This is a genomic window from Microbispora sp. KK1-11 (assembly GCF_006874435.1).
GTDB lineage: Bacteria > Actinomycetota > Actinomycetes > Streptosporangiales > Streptosporangiaceae > Microbispora > Microbispora catharanthi.
The window spans coordinates 19,997-35,604 of the sequence record NZ_VIRJ01000026.1; the positions used below are offsets into that span (position 1 = coordinate 19,997).

The 15,608-nt window shown below is 73.4% G+C and carries 12 protein-coding genes; 5 read left to right on the plus strand and 7 right to left on the minus strand.

Annotation, left to right across the window (positions count from 1 at the left end; translation table 11 throughout):
* Nucleotides 1–62: 62 nt before the first annotated feature.
* Together FLW16_RS30350 and FLW16_RS30355 are read right to left on the minus strand one after the other, a co-directional pair.
* The gene (locus FLW16_RS30350) at nt 63–491 is read right to left on the minus strand and encodes a GNAT family N-acetyltransferase (RefSeq protein ID WP_142563559.1); all 429 of its coding nucleotides are present in this window, start codon (nt 489–491) and stop codon (nt 63–65) included.
* Nucleotides 488–2,473 carry an AAA family ATPase gene (locus FLW16_RS30355; protein WP_142563560.1) on the minus strand — a complete coding sequence of 662 codons (1,986 nt, stop codon included), beginning with the start codon at nt 2,471–2,473 and terminating at the stop codon, nt 488–490. Before FLW16_RS30355 ends, FLW16_RS30350 begins: the two co-directional genes overlap by 4 nt.
* A 137-nt stretch (nt 2,474–2,610) precedes the next feature.
* Here FLW16_RS30355 and FLW16_RS30360 point away from each other — a divergent pair, with 137 nt between their 5' ends.
* Nucleotides 2,611–2,919, plus strand: a complete 309-nt coding sequence (locus tag FLW16_RS30360; RefSeq protein ID WP_142563561.1) for a hypothetical protein — start codon at nt 2,611–2,613, stop codon at nt 2,917–2,919.
* A 554-nt stretch (nt 2,920–3,473) separates the two neighbouring features.
* Here the strand turns inward: FLW16_RS30360 and FLW16_RS30365 are convergent.
* Nucleotides 3,474–4,343, minus strand: a complete 870-nt coding sequence (locus tag FLW16_RS30365; protein ID WP_142563562.1) for an SCO6745 family protein — start codon at nt 4,341–4,343, stop codon at nt 3,474–3,476.
* Between the two features lie 97 nt (nt 4,344–4,440).
* On the opposite strand from FLW16_RS30365, the gene FLW16_RS30370 reads away from it, so the two are divergent.
* Nucleotides 4,441–4,980 (plus strand): CGNR zinc finger domain-containing protein, encoded by a 540-nt coding sequence (locus FLW16_RS30370; protein ID WP_142563563.1) that lies wholly within the window; start codon nt 4,441–4,443, stop codon nt 4,978–4,980.
* Between the two features lie 10 nt (nt 4,981–4,990).
* Here the strand turns inward: FLW16_RS30370 and FLW16_RS30375 are convergent, their stop codons facing one another.
* The 3 genes from FLW16_RS30375 to FLW16_RS30385 all read right to left on the minus strand — a co-directional run bounded on the left by FLW16_RS30375 (nt 4,991) and on the right by FLW16_RS30385 (nt 9,711).
* Entirely contained in the window at nt 4,991–6,646 is a 1,656-nt protein-coding gene (locus tag FLW16_RS30375) for a DNA repair helicase XPB (protein WP_142563564.1), read from the minus strand.
* Between the two features lie 72 nt (nt 6,647–6,718).
* Entirely contained in the window at nt 6,719–7,276 is a 558-nt protein-coding gene (locus tag FLW16_RS30380) for an MgtC/SapB family protein (protein WP_142563565.1), read from the minus strand.
* 47 nt (nt 7,277–7,323) lie between these two features.
* Nucleotides 7,324–9,711: a helicase-associated domain-containing protein gene (locus tag FLW16_RS30385; protein ID WP_142563566.1), complete on the minus strand. Its 2,388-nt coding sequence runs from the start codon at nt 9,709–9,711 to the stop codon at nt 7,324–7,326.
* Nucleotides 9,712–9,917: 206 nt separating this feature from the next.
* On the opposite strand from FLW16_RS30385, the gene FLW16_RS30390 reads away from it, so the two are divergent.
* The gene (locus tag FLW16_RS30390; RefSeq protein WP_142563567.1) at nt 9,918–10,316 is read left to right on the plus strand and encodes a cold-shock protein; all 399 of its coding nucleotides are present in this window, start codon (nt 9,918–9,920) and stop codon (nt 10,314–10,316) included.
* Nucleotides 10,317–10,379: 63 nt separating this feature from the next.
* Here the strand turns inward: FLW16_RS30390 and FLW16_RS30395 are convergent, their stop codons facing one another.
* Nucleotides 10,380–11,639 (minus strand): MFS transporter, encoded by a 1,260-nt coding sequence (locus FLW16_RS30395; protein WP_260615727.1) that lies wholly within the window; start codon nt 11,637–11,639, stop codon nt 10,380–10,382.
* A 107-nt stretch (nt 11,640–11,746) separates the two neighbouring features.
* On the opposite strand from FLW16_RS30395, the gene FLW16_RS30400 reads away from it, so the two are divergent.
* Both FLW16_RS30400 and FLW16_RS30405 read left to right on the plus strand, forming a co-directional pair.
* Nucleotides 11,747–12,544 (plus strand): DUF3027 domain-containing protein, encoded by a 798-nt coding sequence (locus FLW16_RS30400; RefSeq protein WP_142563569.1) that lies wholly within the window; start codon nt 11,747–11,749, stop codon nt 12,542–12,544.
* Nucleotides 12,545–12,546: 2 nt separating this feature from the next.
* Complete coding sequence (locus tag FLW16_RS30405; RefSeq protein ID WP_142563570.1) at nt 12,547–15,507, plus strand: sacsin N-terminal ATP-binding-like domain-containing protein; 2,961 nt, start codon at nt 12,547–12,549, stop codon at nt 15,505–15,507.
* Nucleotides 15,508–15,608: the final 101 nt, after the last annotated feature.

Sequence of the window (15,608 nt, forward strand, 5' to 3'; positions counted from 1 at the left end):
GTCTCAACGGAAGGGCGGTTCCCCCCTCGGGGGAGCCGCCCTTTCCTTTGTGCGCCCCAGGCTCAGGTGAGGCGCCTGACCCAGCGGGCGCAGTCGGTCTGCATCGCGTATCCCGCGGCAGTCCAGGCGTGGTGGGCCAGGGCGTTGTCGTGCAGGACCATCGCGTCGGCACGGAACGCGCCGAACTTCCGGAACCGCTCCTCGGCGGCCCGGATCAGCAGCGATCCGATGCCCATGCGCCGGTGGGCGGGGTCCACGGCGAGCCGGTAGAGGTGGGCGCGCCAGCCGTCCCACCCGGCGATGAGCGTGCCGACCATGCGGCCGTCGATCTCGGCGACGAGCAGCGCCTCGGGATCGCGCTCGATCAGGGCCACGACCTTGCCGGCGTCGTCGTGCCTGTCGGTGTTCTCCGCGGCCTCCAGCCAGAACCGCAGCACGGCCGGGACGTCGCCGAGCGCTCCGTGGCGGACGTGTACGCCGGGCGAGGTCATCGCAGCTCCTCGGGAAGGTCGCGGGTGTGCAGGACGGTCAGTGACGTTACCGCCCGGGTGAGGACCACGTAGAGGCGGGCGAGGCCGCGCTCCTCGGCCTCCGCGATCGCGGCAGGCTCGGCGACGATCACGTGGTCGTACTCCAGGCCCTTGGCGAGCGTCGCCGGCACCAGCAGCACCCGGTCGTCGCCCGTCGAGTCGGGGCCGAGCACCGTGTGCGGCACCTCGGCGGCCTCCAGGGCCGCGGAGAGCGCGGGAAGGCCGGAGTCCGCCGCGATGACCCCGATGGAGCCCTCCTGCGCGAGGGCCTGCCGTACGGCCTCGGGGAGGGCGGCGGCGACGTCGCTCTCGCGGCGTACGGACAGGGAGCCGGCGCCGGGACGCAGCGAGCGCGGCGGGGCGAGCTCCGGCGCGACGGAGGGCAGCAGCCGCGCGGCGAAGTCGAGGACCTCGCGGGGCACGCGGAAGCCGAGCGTGAGCTCGGTGACCTCGCCCGAGGGCTGGCCGAGGTGGTCGAGCACGGTCTTCCAGGAACGCGCCGACCAGGGCGTGGTGCCCTGGGCGAGGTCGCCGAGCACGGTCGCGGAACCGGTGCGGCAGCGGCGTCCGAGCGCGCGCAACTGCATCGCCGAAAGGTCCTGCGCCTCGTCCACCACCAGGTGTCCCTGTGACGGCGTCCGCTCGATCAGGTCGCCGAGTTCGTCCAGCAGCGCCGCGTCGGCGGCCGTCCACTTGGCCGACCGGTGCGACTTGTACGGCTTGCGCCACACGATGAGCTGCTGCTCCTCCGGCGAGAGGTCCGACCGGGCCGCCCTGGTCAGGAACTCGGGGTCCGACAGCAACCGGAACAGCACCTGTTCGGGGGTGAGCTTCGGCCAGGCGGCGTCCAGCACGGCCTTGACCGGCTTCGACCGGGCCACCGCGTCCTGCACCCGGTCGTCGGGCGACTCGCCGCGCCGTTCCATCTGCACGAGCACGGCGTGGGCGAGCCGCTGGGCCAGGGTGGCGCGGCCGGGGCCGTACCTCGTCGTGCCGCGCAGCGAGGCGACGATCTCGCGGACCTCGTGATCGGGCACCCGGTAGCGGTTGATGCCCTTGGTGAACAGCACCCCTTCGGCCGGCTTGGTGACGTGCAGCCACAGCGCCCGCTTGACGACCTCGGCCATGCGGGCGTCGCCCTTCACCGCCGCCACCGCGGGGTCCTCGGGATGGGCGTGGTCGCCCAGGACGCCGGCCACCGTCGTCTGGTCGACCTTCACCTCGCCGAGCGCGGGCAGCACCGAGGAGATGTAGGAGAGGAAGGCCCGGTTGGGCCCGACGATCGTCACGCCCGACCGCGACAGCTTCTCGCGGTGGGTGAACAGCAGGTAGGCCGCGCGGTGCAGGCCCACGGCCGTCTTGCCGGTGCCCGGCGCGCCCTGCACGCAGACGGTCACGCCGAGGTCGGCGCGGACGATCTCGTCCTGGTCGGGCTGGATGGTCGCCACGATGTCCCGCATCGGGCCGGTGCGGGGCCGCTCGATCTCCTCGGTCAGCAGCCTGCTGTGCCCGAGCGCCCTGCCGTCGAGCGGCTCGTCCTCGTACGCGGTGAGGTCGCCGCCCTGGTAGCCGAATCTGCGGCGCAGTGCCACTCCCATGGGATCGGCGGGGCTGGCCTGGTAGAAGGCGCGCGAGATCGGGGCGCGCCAGTCGATCACGAGGGGCCTGCTGCTCTCGTCGTGGACGTGCCTGCGGCCGACGTAGACCGTGCTCGGCAGGTCGTCACCGGCCGCGCGGTCCAGTCGGCCGAAGAACAGCGGCGCGTCGGGGTGGTCGGCCAGTGCGGCCACCCGCTGGTCGAGCAGGCCCTGCAGAACCTGCTGCGACACCCAGTCGCCGGCGGCGTCCGCCGACAGCGACTGCGCGTGCTCGCGCATCGTTCGCAGCGCGGCGCGGGAGGCCGCGAGATGGGCGCGCTCGGCTTCGAGCACATTTTCGGGCATGCGGAAGCTCCTCCGGGCATGACGGGGACAGGACTGGTGGAAGCGGGAAGCACAAGAGCTTAGCGATGGGCAGCGCAATGCCGAAACGGTATTTCTCTCGCGTGTCGCCGTTTCCCGGGGCGGGTATCTGTACCCGGGTGACGCGCACCGTGGTTCCTCCGGCGATCCCGGCGGCGGCGAGCCTGCTGCTCGCCACGCTGTGGGGGTTCGCGGTCTTCGGCGACTGGAGCCGACAGGCCTTCTGCACGACGAGCCTGGGAGCGTCGCCGGACTGCGCGGACCGGATCGCCTCGGTGATCGCGCTGTCCGTGATGGTCGGGGTGGTCGCGGCGTGTGTCACCGGGGCCGCCTGGCTCGTCAGGCGCGAGTCCCTGTACGGCGTCGCCGTCGCGGCCTGGGTCGTCGCGCTGGTGGTGCTGTTCGTCGGCGGCCTGGCCGCCCAGTGACCGCGTCCCGATGACCGGCACGTGAAGCTTTGCGGCGGCGACGATGGAGCGCTCCATCGTCAGACCGCCGGGGAAAACGATATGCAGCAGTGGGGTGATTTGTCCTGATATGCCGCGTTGGGTGAGCCGTGAGCGCTCACCGGTGGGCGGGGTAACGGGCAGCGAGAAACCAGCAGTAAGACGAAAAATGCTCATATTGCGTGATTCGTCTTGTCTGCTGGGTATTGCCGCCATCACGACTGCATCATGTGAGGGTAAAGGCGCGAGGGGGTGATGTGGTGACAAGGCCCAAGGGCATCTCCTGGACCTAGGCCTCCCTAGGTCGTGTCTGACGAATCACGGCCCTGCTGCGCGTGGCCCAGGCGGCGGCTCGCCGCGTTGTCGCCCCACCCACGAAGATTCCTCGCAGGCTCGGAATCTCCGCAGGGGTCCACCGGGCTCGGGAGCGGAGCGGGCTTCGCGAGGACCGGAGGTTTCGCCCGGCGCGCTGACCGGCCCGGCCGACGTCGTGGACACCCCGCTGAGCGCCGGCCATGTGAATGGCCGGCCGTCCCTTACTCGGGAGCCTGGATCGTGCCGATGCCGAGTGTGGTGACGGTGGGCAGCAGACCCGACTCGAACACGGCCCCGAGCAACGGCCGGTTGAGCTCGGCCAGCCGCTCGGCCCCCGCCTCGCCGAGCGCCCGCCACGGGCCCGCCGCCAGCTCGTCGGTCATGCGCTCGACCTGGTCGCGCAGCGCCCGCCCCGCCGGGGTGGCCGTTCCCTCGTCGTCGATCAGCCCGCGTGCGGCGAGCCGGTCGCGCGCGGCGGACCATTCCTCGTCGCTCCAGCCGCGCCCGGCGAAGTTCTCCGCCGGGGCAGCCCCTACGGCGGCGAAGGAGACCAGGGCCTCGCAGGCGTCCAGACCGGCGGCGTGCAGGGCCGTCAGGTGCCCGTCGCCGCGGTGCTCGCGGAGCACCGTGTAGGCCTGCCACAGCGCGAGGTGCGGTTCCTCAGGCCAGGGGAGGTCGAGGTTGGCCGCGGCGAGCGGCCGGTGGGCGACGTCCACGCTCTCCGCCGCCCTGATCGCCAGCTCGGCCGCCTCCTTGAGACCTTCGTCGATCCGGTCGCCGAGGAGCCCGCGCACCGTCCGGTCCATCGCCCCCAGCCGCGCGTCGAGCACCTGCGCGGGCGTCGCGATCTCCCAGGCGCCCGGCACGTACCGCGCGATCATGCTCGGGCTGAAGCTGTAGTAGGTGGCGGCCACCAGCGCGGGTCCCGCCGCGCCCAGCGGCGCGGTGCGCCAGGCGAAGTAGCTCGGCCAGCGCGTCGTGACGTCGTAGCCGAGCGCGGCGGCCTCCTCGAATGCCTCCGGGCTGTAGTAGAGCGTGGCGTGAACCGGCTCGATCTGATGCCACATGGTGCGGGCCAGGCGTACGGACATCTCTCAAACCTCACTGTCTAGTTAAGCTACGACAGTGACGATAGAGCCGTGGCGCATCACTGGTCAACCAGAGATAGACAGTTATGTCGGGAGCAGGGTGGAGCTCGCCGTGCTCCTGGTGAACGCCCTCGCCGCCGGGTCGGCGCACGGCCGCCGTGTCACACCGCCGCGGACGGGCGGCGAACGGCTGGCCGCGATCCAGGCGGGCCTCGCCGCCGCCGGTCGCCCTCCGAGCGGTCTCACGACGGGCGACGCCGACCGGCTCGCGGAGGTCGCCGCCGAGCTGCACCCTTTGTACGGCGCGGGGGACCGCCTGCCCGAGGCCGCCGGGCGGCTCAACGACCTCCTGGCGCGGCACGGCGCCGTGCCCACCCTGCACGGCGGCCCCGGAAAGCCGCTCCAGCTCGCCTTTCACCGGCCGGACGCGCCGCTCGTGGACGCCTGGGCCGCCGACATGGGCACCGCGCTGGCCATGGTCATCGGGGTCGGCCAGGGGGCGCGGCTCGGCGCGTGCCAGGCCGCGACGTGCTCCCTGGTCTTCTTCGACACCACGCGCAACGCCTCGCGCCGCTTCTGCGACCTGTCGTGCCAGAACCGGGCGAAGGCCAGCGCCTACCGCGCCCGGCGCCGTACGTGACCGACGAGGGTCAGCGCGCCGGGTCCTCCTCGCCCACGTCGTCGGCGTCGATGATGTGGTAGGCGTATCCCTGCTCGGCCAGGAACCGCTGCCGGTGCGCGGCGAACTCCTGGTCGACCGTGTCGCGGCTGACCACCGAGTAGAACCGCGCGCCGCCGCCGTCCGCCTTGGGGCGCAGCACCCGGCCGAGCCGCTGGGCCTCCTCCTGACGCGAGCCGAAGGTGCCGGAGACCTGGATCGCCACGGCCGCCTCGGGCAGGTCGATGGAGAAGTTGGCGACCTTCGAGACCACCAGCACCCGGATCTCCTTGTCGCGGAACGCCTGGAACAGGCGCTCGCGCTCCTTGACCTTGGTCTCGCCCTTGATGACCGGCGCGTTCAGGTGCTCGCCCAGCTCGTCGAGCTGGTCGATGTACTGCCCGATGACCAGCACCTGCTCGTCCGCGTGCCGCCGCACCAGCGCCTCGGTCACCCTCGTCTTGGCCGGCGTGGTCGAGCAGAACCGGTAGCGCTCGTCGCTCTCGGCCATGGCGTAGGCCAGCCGCTCGTCGTCGCTGAGCGTCACCCGCACCTCGACGCACTCGGCGGGGGCGATGTAGCCCTGGTTCTCCATCTCCTTCCAGGGCGCGTCGTAGCGCTTCGGCCCGATGAGCGAGAAGACGTCGCCCTCCCGGCCGTCCTCGCGGACGAGCGTGGCGGTGAGGCCGATGCGCCGGCGGGCCTGCAGGTCGGCGGTCATCCGGAAGATCGGCGCGGGCAGCAGGTGGACCTCGTCGTAGACGACGAGCCCCCAGTCGCGGGCGTCGAACAGCTCAAGGTGCCGGTAGGTGCCCTGCCGCCGGGTCGTCATGACCTGGTAGGTGGCGATCGTGACCGGGCGGATCTCCTTCTTGGTGCCGGTGTACTCGCCGATCTCGTCCTCGGTCAGCGAGGTGCGCCTGATCAGCTCCTGCTTCCACTGGTGGGCCGAGACCGTGTTGGTGACCAGGATCAGCGTGGTCGCCCGGGCGTGCGCCATGGCCGCCGCGCCCACGATCGTCTTGCCCGCGCCGCACGGCAGCACCACGACGCCGGAGCCGCCGTGCCAGAACGCGTCGGCCGCCTCCTTCTGGTAGGGCCGCAGCGACCAGCCGTCCTCGCGCAGGTCGATGGGGTGGTGCTCGCCGTCGACGTAGCCGGCCAGGTCCTCGGCCGGCCAGCCGAGCTTGAGCAGCGTCTGCTTGATGTTGCCGCGCTCCGAGGGGTGCACGGCCACGATGTCGGCGCCGTAGCGCTCCCCGACCAGCGGCTGGATCTTCTTGGAGCGCAGCACCTCCTCCAGCACGGCGCGGTCGATGCTGGAGAGCACCAGGCCGTGGATGGGGTGCTTCTCCAGCCGCAGCCTGCCGTACCGCGCCATGGTCTCGGCGACGTCCACGAGCAGCGCGTGCGGCACGGGATAGCGGCTGAAGCCGATCAGCGCGTCGACCACCTGCTCCGCGTCGTGCCCGGCGGCCCGGGCGTTCCACAGCGCGAGCGGGGTGATCCGGTAGGTGTGGACGTGCTCGGGCGCGCGTTCGAGCTCGGCGAACGGGGCGATGGCCTTGCGGCACTCGTCCGCCCTGGGGTGGTCGACCTCCAGCAGCAGCGTCTTGTCCGACTGGACGATCAGAGGCCCGTCACTCAATGCCTGCTCCCCCTCGTACGGCTACCGCATATCAAACACGAGGCCGGGCCGAATCAGTCCCAGTCGCGGGAATCAGTCGTCGAGGTAGCCGTTGACCCCGGCCCAGATGACCGCGCCGATCCCGAGCACGAACAGGACGACGTTGATGCCGATGGCGATCCACGTCCACTTCAGCAGGTTGCGGGACTGGTCGGGCGCGGTGTCCACCTTGCTGAGCGCGATCCCGGACAGGATCGCGCCGGCGATGCCGCCCAGGGAGATGTAGCAGCTCAAGGCCAGCACGAGGCTGATGACGAGGGCCACGATCGCGTGCGTGCGCGGGCCCTCCTGCCTGGGCGGGTAACCGCCGGGCGGGTAGTAGCCGTACTGCTGCTGGTACGGATTCGGTCCCGGCTGCCCGTACTGGCCGGGCTGCCCGTACTGGCCCTGCTGGCCGTACTGGCCCTGCTGGCCGTACTGGCCCGGCTGGCCGTATTGCCCGTACTGCTGGTTGGGGTCGGGTCCCGGCGGCGGGCCGTACGGCCCGTACTGCTGCTGTCCGTAGGGGTTGGAGCCGGACGGCGGTCCATAGGGATTGGACGGGGTCTGCCAATCCTGGGGTCCCTGCCCCGGCTGCTCTGGAGTCGTCACCCTGAAATCCTTTACTACGGGGGAGCTCAAGGTTTACCACGGATATGTCATCGGCCGATCTCGGCGATGCCGGTGATGCGGTGCAGGGCGAAGCGGTGGACCGTCGCCCGGGTCTCGTCGTACGCGGTGAGGTAGCCGCCCTCCATCCTGGCCGGTTCGAGGATGCGACTGGTGGCGTGTCCCTGCGAGTCGAGGTAGCCGATCCACACCCGCGACCCCTGCCGGATGGCCTCCTGCAGCGCGCTGATCGTGGCGGTCGCGGGGGAGCGGGGCACCTGGCCCTCCGGCGCCTCCACGGGCCGCCGCCGCGAGTCCCCCGCCCGCATGGCCCGCACGGCCGCGGCGAGCACCTCCGGGTCGGGAGCGGTGCTCGCGGTCACCCGGGCGGTGGGCTGTCCCTCGGTCCGCCGGGCGTCGGCCCGCGCGACGACCACGTCACCCTCCAGCGACTCGGCCACCGGCGCGTACCCCATCGCCCGCAGCGAGTCGACCAGTGCGGCCCTGGACGTCTTGGAAGCCAGCACGGTCGGCGCGAGCCGCCGAAACCGCAGCAGGTGGGCCCGCTTGTCGGCGAGCACCTCGTCGAGCAGGGCCGGGTCGTCACACCGGACGTAGGCCGACGCCGTGCCGACCCGGAGGCGCCCGTGGCGGCGGGCGACATCGGTGACCAGATACCTCAGCGGCTGCGGGACCGGGGTCGCCGAGTGGCGTTCCAGCACGGCGAGCAGGTCGTCGGCCGAGTGCCCCGCGTCGAGCGCGCGGCGGACCGACTGCTCGGAGAAGCGGTACACCGTCGCCCCGCCCTTGCTCTCCACGTCGGCCATGAGCGCGAGCCTGCGGCCGAGGTCGGTGGTCAGCGGGCCCGGCGCCACGGCCGTGAGGTCGGCCTGCAGCAGCACGTGGTCGACCGGCTCCGGCAGCAGCGGCGCCAGCAGGCGGGCCGCCGTGCCGTCGCCTCGGGCCACGGCCCGGCCGTGCGTGGCCGGCACGCCGAGCCCGGTCACGCCGATGTGCTCGGCCTCGCGCAGCGCGAAGCGTACGAGCCGGTCGCGCAGCGCGGGGCGGCGGCGGGGCTGCTCCCAGGCGAGCCGGGCGAGCACGGACTCTGGCGTCGGCGCGAGGCCGGGCGGGGCCGGCTCCAGCACGGCGAGCGTGCGCGCCCGCGTCTGTGCGGCTCCCGGCCTGCGCAGGTCGGGGTGGAGGGCGTTCAGCGGCCGGTCGCGGTCGTCCCGCTCGCCGATCAGCCCGGGAGCGCGTTCCATCGCGGCCCACGCGACGGCGAGCACGGCCCAGCGGTCCTCGGTCGCCTTGATCCGCCAGCCGTCGTAGCCGCCCGTCGGCAGCCATTCCCCCTCGCCCGCCGCGACCAGCCCGGCCGCGTGCGCGACCTCGACGACCAGCCCCGCCGCCCACTCCGGCAGGTCGAGGAGCTGGGCCGTCCGCCTGAGGTCCCGTACGGCGAGGCCGCCCGCGCGCAGCACGCCCGGCGGGTCGACGCTCCACACCTCACACAGCTCCTCGACCGTGCGCACGAACGTGAACGCCTGCCCGGCGGCCGTGCGGTCGGCCAGGTCCTGGTCGCGTACGGGCCCCTCCAAGGCGGGCGGGCCGGGGGACAGATCGCGGTGCACCCGGCCGTCGCGCAGCACGAGGGCGACCTCACGGGGGAGCGCGACGGTCTCCTCCCCGGTCGCGCCGAGCAGCCCGCGGGCCAGCAGTTGCTCGATGGGCGACTGGGCGCTCGCGGCGTCGACCTCCCGGCGGGCGTTCGGCAGCCGTCCGCTCGACGGGCCCCAGACGAGCTCGTCCAGGGCCGCCCGCGCCTGAGGGGAGACCTCGCCGACGAGGCGCGCGACCGTCGCGGGATCGGCCAGCAGCGCCGCGAGCCGCTCCCCGGCCGGTCGTCCGCCCTCCGGCCGTTCACCGCCGGTCCGGCCACCGCCCTCGTACGCCGGGTCGATGTCCCGCAGGAGCACGTCGAGCCGTTCCTGCGGGTGGTGGCGGAAGACCTCGGCGACCGGCGGCCCCAGGGCGGCCGGGGGTTCGAGCGCGTCGGCCACCCCCGGCGCGGGCAGCAGCGCGTCGTCGGGCCCGTAGACCAGGGCGCGCGTGGTCAGCACGTCGAGCGCGGCGTCGAGGGCGGACCCGAGGGTCTTGTCGTCCCGATCGGCGGGAACGGCACGGCGGAGCAGGGCCAGCACCGTCTCGCGATCGGCGGGGCCGGGCCGCAGGGCCAGCGTCTCCAGCACGGCCAGCGAGAACCGGTCGAGCCGGTCGAGCGCCCGGCCGATGGCCGAGGGGCTGCAGGCGCGGGCGGCCAGACCGTCGATGTGCGCGGGGACGGGCGTCACGAGTTCGGGCCGCGCCGCCACGAGCGCCCGCAGTCGCTCGTCGGAACGGCCGCGCAGCCACTCGCTGAAGTCCGTGCCCGTCATTCTCTCCATGGTAGGGCGGGACCTTCATCCGGCCGCCTGAGCGCCCGTACGGCAGGGGTTTCGCGCGTTCGCGCGGCGCCGCGACGGAAGATCCACACGAATCTGGTCATGGGACGCTTCAATCGCCTCTGGGTGGGTCCACGGGCCTGTCTGTGGGCATAACCTACATCCATCACCTTCACGACAGTCTGAACGAGGTCACCCCTGTGCCGAGTGGCAAGGTCAAGTGGTACGACGCCGACAAGGGTTTCGGCTTCCTCACCCGCGACGACGGCGGTGAGGTCTTCGTGCATTCCTCCGCCCTGCCCAAGGGAGTCGAGGCGCTCAAGCCCGGGCAGAAGGTCGAGTTCGGTGTCGCAGAGAGCCGCCGCGGACAGCAGGCGCTCTCGGTGCGGGTGATCGACCAGCCGCCGACGCTGGCCAAGACCGTCAAGGGCAAGGCGAAGCGGAAGAAGCCCGACGAGATGGTCGTGATCGTCGAGGATCTGATCAAGCTGCTCGACGACATCTCGAACTCCTACCAGCGGGGCAAGCACCCGGACGCCGCGCACGCCAAGAAGATCGCAACCGTGCTGCGCGCCGTCGCCGACGACCTCGACGCCTGACCGCCTGGCGGATCCCGTACGTCCCCGCCGCCCGGCCAGGTCCCGGACGGCGGGCCCGGGAGTTCAGGTGGCCGTGGCGGCGCGGGCGGCGAGCCTGCGGCGGCGGAGCATGACGAGGCGGCCGAAGGAGAGCGCGAGGGCGGCGGACATCACGCCGAACCCGGCGGGGCCTGCCACGAACAGCGACATCACCAGGCCCAGCAGGCCACCGAGGACCCAGGCGATCTGGAGCAGCGTCTCGGCGACGCCGAACGCCGAGGAGCGCACCTCCTCGCCGATCTCGCGCTGCACGATGGCGTCGAACGCGAGCTTGCCGAGGCCTTGGGCGAACGCGCCCACGAGGGCCACGGCGGCGGCGGTCCACACGGTGAAGAAGAACGCCGCGGCGACGGTGGCGACCGTGGCCAGCGCGAGCGTGGCCATGACGGTCAGGTGCGGCGACCGGGAGCGGGACCAGGAGCCGGCGGCGGCCCCGGCCAGGCCGCCCGCGCCCGCGGCGGCGGCCAGCAGCGCCAGCGCGACCTTCGGGTCCACGCCGCGCAGGTGGCCGTCCTGCACGAGGAACAGCAGGAAGAACACGAGGAAGCCCGACTGCACCCGGATCGCGGCGTTGGCGCCCATCGCCTCGCCCACCACAGGGCCCAGGTTGAGCACGGTGCGCCATCGGGGGCGTGGCTCGGTCTCCTCCAGGTCGGGCGCGTCCACGTGCCGCGGCAGCCGTACGGCGAACACCCCGGACAGCAGGAACAGCGGCACGGCGCCGCGCAGCACCCAGTCGGCCCCTGCGGCGGCCGACAGGCCGGCGGCCACGCCGGCGCCCACGCCCGCCGACACCAGCGCGAACAACGCGACCCTGGCGTTGGCCGTCACCAGCGGGATGTCGGCGGGCAGCACGCTCGGCATGATCGCCGCCCGGGACACGTTGTAGGCCTTCGACAGGACCAGCACGGCGAGTGCCGAAGGGAACAGCGTGACCGCGTCGGAGGTGTGGATGGCGCCGGCCATCCCCCAGCACAGCAGGCCCCGCGCGAGCAGGGTGCCGGCCATGATGTAGCGGCGGCCCGAGCGGAGCCGGTCGAGCACCGGCCCGACGAAGGGCGCCACCACCGCGAACGGCAGCATGGTGATCAGCAGGTAGGCCGCGACCTGGCCGCGGGCCTGGCCGACCGGCAGCCCGAACAGCAGCGCCCCGGCGAGGGCCACGGTGACCAGCGCGTCTCCGGCGGAATGGGCGGCCGTCAGCTCGATGAGGTGGCCGAGACCGGTGCGGCCCGCTCCCTGGGCGTGCGTGAGCCGGCGCGTCGCCCGCGCCGGTGCTCTCACAACACGCGTAACTTTCGCCCAAATCTTCACCATAGGCACCGAGGGTCCTTCCATGATTTGCCCATCGAGCCGGTGCGGTCCGCTCGCGGCGTGGGTGAAAATGGAGTGTGAGTCGTACCCGAATCCGTAGCACTCCAGTCGACCAGGCCTGTGCGGCGGCGGTCGACCTCGCCCGCCGGGCCGCGGAGAGTATCGCGCGCCCCGGGGAGGTGGGAGAGCACCTGGGCTTCGACAACGAGGGCGACCGGGTCGTCACCCATTACTTCGAGTGCCTCGACCGCGCCTACCGCGGCTGGCGCTGGGCGGTCACCGTCACCCGGGCCTCCCGCGCCCGCGTCGTGACCGTGAGCGAGACCGTGCTGCTGCCCGGCTCGGGCGCGCTGCTCGCTCCCCGCTGGGTCCCGTGGAACGAGCGGCTGCGCCCAGGTGATCTCGGCGTGGGCGACCTGCTGCCGGCCGAGGCCGACGACGACCGGCTCGTGCCCGGGTTCGCCTCCGCCGACGAGGACATCGACAAGCAGACGCTCTTCGAGCTGGGTCTGGGACGCGCCCGCGTCCTGTCGGTGCTCGGCCGCGACCTCGCCGCGCGGCGCTGGGCCGCCGGTGAGGCAGGACCGCACACCCCGATAGCGCACGCCGCCCCCGCGCAATGCTCCACCTGCGGCTTCTACTGGCCGCTTGCCGGAGCGCTGGGCCTCGGCTTCGGCGTCTGCACCAACGAGTACGCGCCGGACGACGGCCGTGTGGTGTCCGCCGACCACGGCTGCGGGGCGCACTCCGAGGCGACCACCGTGCCCTCGATGGTCATGGATCCGGCGCCCCCGATCCTTGACGACATGGGATACGACATCATCGAGTCGGGCTCCGTGGACGAGGCCGGCTCCGAACCCCTGGGTCACGCCTGATCATGTTCGATACCGCGCGCCTGCGTGACACCGTTCTCGCGGCCTGGACGGCCTCGCCTGCCCGCTTCCGTGAGGACGCCAACGCTGAGGAGGACTTCGCCCTCGGCGGCTACCGCGACCGGCTGGTCGTGGAGCTCGCCCAGAACGCCGCCGACGCCGCGCTGCGGGCCGGCGTGCCGGGCCGCCTGCGGCTGACGCTCGCCGACGGTGTGCTGCTGGCCGCCAACGTCGGGGCGCCGCTCGACCAGAGCGGCGTCGAGGGTCTGTGCACCCTGCGCGTCTCGGGCAAGAAGGACGAGGTGGGAGCGGCCGGCCGGTTCGGCGTCGGCTTCGCCGCCGTGGTGTCGGTCACCGACGCCCCCTCGGTCGCCTCTCGCGCCACCGGAGGAGTGAGGTGGTCCCGGGAGGAGACCGCCGCGCTGGTCGCCGCCCGGCCGGAGCTCGCCGCCGAGCTGGAGGGCCGCGAGGGACACGTCCCACTGCTGCGGCTGCCGTTCTCCGACGACTCGCTCGACGTCCCCGAGGGATTCGACACCCTCGTCCGGCTCCCGCTGCGTGACCAGGCCGCCGAGCAGGCCGTACGGCGGATGCTGGAGGAGGCGGGGCCCGCGCTGCCGCTGTCGATGCCGGCGCTGGAGAGCGTCGAGATCGAGGTGGACGGGCGGACCCGCACGATCTCGGCCGCGGGCTGGCACGTGGTCGCCGAGTCGGGCACGTTCGGCCCCGAGCAGGTGGCCGAGTTGTTCGCCGACCGGCCGACCGAGGAGCGGGCCCGGCCCTACTGGGAGGTCCGCTGGGCCGTCCCCGGCGACCGCCGCGGCGACGTCCGCGGGGTCGTGCACAGGGTGGTGCACGCGCCGACGCCGAGCGACGAGCCGCTCGACCTGCCCGCCCTGCTGATCGCGTCGTTCCCGATGACCACCGACCGGCGGCATGTCGCCCCGGGGCCGCTCACCGACTTCCTGGTCGCCAGGGCCGCCGAGGCGTACGTACGGCTGCTGGGGGAGCTCCCCGCGACCCCGGACCTGCTCGACCTCGTGCCCGGCCTGATGGGCAAGGGCGCGCTCGACGCGGCGATCAGGCGCGAGATCGTCAAGGCGCTGCCGGACACGCCGCTGCTGCCGACGATCTCCGAAGGCGTCGTTGCAGGAAACCAGGCGCGGGCGGTCGAGGGGTCGGCCGAGTTCCTGGCGAAGATCGCCGGCATCGTCCCCGGGCTGCTGCCGGCGGGCTGGGCCTCCCGGCACCCGGCCCTGACCACGCTCGGCGTACGCCGGGTCGACCTTGCCGACGTCGTGGACATGCTGTCCGGCGAGGCGGTGGAGGACAAGGACCCGGCGTGGTGGCGGTCGCTGTACGAGGTGCTGCCCGCCGACGACCTGGAGGCGATCGGCGCCATCGCCGTGCCGCTGGCCGACGGCCGCCTGGTGCGCGGCCCGCGCGGCACGCTCGTGCTGTCGCAGGATTCGGGCACCTTCGACCCCGCCCTGCTGGCGCCGCTCGGGCTGCGGATCGTCCACCCGGACGCCGCCCACCCGCTGCTGCTGCGGCTGGGCGCGGCCGAGGCGACCCCGCGTACGGTGCTGGAGGACCCGCTCACCCACGCGGCCGTGTCCGAGTCGCTGAACAGCGCCGACCCCGAGCCGGTGGCCCAGGCCGTGCTGGCCCTGGTCGACGCGGCGGGCCTGACCGCGGGGGAGGCCCCGTGGCTGGCCGACCTGGCGCTGCGCGGCGCCGACGGCGAGCTGTACTCGGCGGGCGAGCTGCTGCTGGCCGAGGGCTCGCTTGCCGGGCTCATCGACCCCGAGGTGCCGTTCGGCGTCGCCGCCCCCGACCTGGTGGAGAAGTTCGGCCCGCACGTGCTGGCGGCGGCCGGGGTGCTCGACGGCTTCGCCGTGGTCAACGACTCCGACGTGCTGCTCGACCCCGCCGAGTGCGACCACGACCTCGACCTCGAGGACGAGTGGCTGGAGGCCGTGCTCGACCTGCTGCCCGATCTGCTGAACACCGGTCTCGACGTGCCGCCGGTGGTCCGGGAGTTCACCGCCGTACGCGACCTGGAGTACGTCGCCGACTGGCCGAACGCGCTCGCGCTGCTGTCGCGGCCCCCGCTGCGCGCCGCCCTGCGGCCCATGCGGGTGCTCGCGGCGGGGGAGACCGTCGAGGTGCCGTCGTACACGGCCTGGTGGCTGTCGCGGCACCCGGTGCTCGGCGGGCGCAAACCGACGGAGCTGCGGCTCCCGACGGGCGACCCGCTGCTGTTCGGCCTGTACGGCGAGGCGCCGGCGGGGATCGACGAGGACGCGCTGAAGATGATCGGCGTCCGCTCCACCCTCGCCGAACTGCTTGCCTCGCACGGCGGCCCGGAAGAGCTGCTCGACCTGCTGGCCGACGCGTCGCTGGAGGTCGACCGGGCCCAGCTGCGGTCCCTGTGGATCGCGCTGGCGGCCGTCGATCCCGCCCGGGTGAGCCCGCCCGAGGCCGTACGTGCCGTGCTGAAGGGCACGGTCACGGTCGCGGACGTCGAGGACGGCCCGGTCGTGGTGGAGGCGCCCGACCTGCTCGCCCTGGTCGAGGACCGGCCGCTCGTGCTCGCGCCGTTCGACCTCGCCGAGGCGCTGTCGGAGGTGCTCGACCTGTCGCTCGCCGGTGAGGTGGTGACCGGCGCGGTCACCTCGGCCGGCGCCGAGAGGCCCGTGCCGCCCGAGGTGCGCTCGCTGCTGCCCGGCGCCCCCGCGACGTACGTCGAGCACGACGAGCTGCTGGTGGACGGCAGGCCGGTGTCGTGGCGGTTCTTCGAGGGCGTGGTGCACGCGACCGGCGTCGACGGCCTGGCCAGGGGCCTCGCCTGGGCGGCCGGCCAGTGGGGCGACCGCCTCGCCGTGGCGGCCCTTCTGCGTGACCCCGCCCGGGTCCCCCTGCTGCTCGCCGAGGCCGACCTCGACCCCACGGCCTCGATCTAGGCGGGGTGCCCGGGAACGTCGAAGGAGGGTCGGCCGGGCGTGGCCGCGCGTCCTCGCGGCCCGCGCCGGGTGCCGGCAGCTCCTCGTAGAGCGCGGTCAGC